Origin of the sequence: Mycobacterium sp. 1245852.3 (genome assembly GCF_001669335.1) — a bacterium.
GTDB lineage: Bacteria > Actinomycetota > Actinomycetes > Mycobacteriales > Mycobacteriaceae > Mycobacterium > Mycobacterium europaeum_A.
The window spans coordinates 1-1,112 of the sequence record NZ_LZLL01000047.1; the positions used below are offsets into that span (position 1 = coordinate 1).

At 65.7% G+C, this 1,112-nt stretch carries 1 protein-coding gene; it reads left to right on the top strand.

The features are described 5' to 3' along the window. Positions 1–137 precede the first annotated feature (137 nt). On the top strand, positions 138–812 hold the full coding sequence (locus A9W96_RS01805) for a TetR/AcrR family transcriptional regulator (protein ID WP_067137634.1): 675 nt from the start codon (positions 138–140) through the stop codon (positions 810–812). Positions 813–1,112: the final 300 nt, after the last annotated feature.

Genomic DNA, 1,112 nt, shown 5'->3' on the forward strand with positions numbered 1-1,112 from the left:
CTCGGCCGCTGGTTCTGGTGGCCGCTGAACACCTTCAAAATCGTGAACAGGACCCGTCCCGGGCAGCATTCCGACGACAGCACCGCGCCACTCCCGCGCGTCCCAACGACATGAGCGCCAACCCAACCTCTGGCCGGCTGTCGACACCATCGTCGACGGCCGGTCGACCCGAGTTTCGGGGCGAATCCCAGTCCAAACTGCGCCAACGCACCAACGGGCGCCTGGACCGGTCACGCGATCCCGCAATCCTCAACGCGGCCTTGGAAATTCTCGCCGAACACGGCTACGACGCCACCAACATGAACGACATCGCCGCACGGGCCGGTGTCGGTAAAGCCGCCATCTATCGCCGCTGGACATCCAAGACCGCACTGATCACCGACGCGTTGGTCTATTGGCGACCGGATTTGTTGGACGACGCCCCGCCCGATACCGGCAGCCTCTCGGGTGATCTGGAGGCAATCGTCGAGCGCGCTGCCCGCAACGACGACGGCCTGATCTCCAACGACCTGATCCTGCGCGTCGGGTTGGAAGCCGCCCAGGACCCCGATTTGGCTTCTGCGCTCGACGATTTGATTCTCTTCAAAGGCCGCCGCGTGATGTCAGCCATTCTCGCCCAGGCCGCCGACCGCGGCGAGATCCCCGGCGACCGCGATTGGTTACTGGTCGCCGATGTGATCGTGGCGATGGGCCTGCTACGGGCGGTGAGTGGACAGACCGTCGACGCCGATTTCCTCCGGCAGGTCATCAATACGCTTGTGCTGCCGGCGCTCACCCACCCCGCCGGTGCCGCCGGGCCCGATCGCCGGTAATCGATGGGCCCGCACACCCGATCGTCACCGCCTGGTTGGCGGTGAGTCAACCTTCCAGGACGCCCGTCCACGCCCAGATTTGCCGCGCATCATGCCGCGAGCCAACTCGGCTGCACCCGGAGGGTCTGGGGCAGGCGTCGGTGCCGCTGTCCGCAATTCCAACCCGAATATCACCCGATGTCTCGCTGCGGCACGCTCCCAATCCGCCTCGATGCCGTCAGATCCCCTGGTGTGTTAAGAACGGTGGGTGCCGGTCCCCGCTTTCATCGTCGAGCTTCGTCGCCGAATCGGCCACGCGCC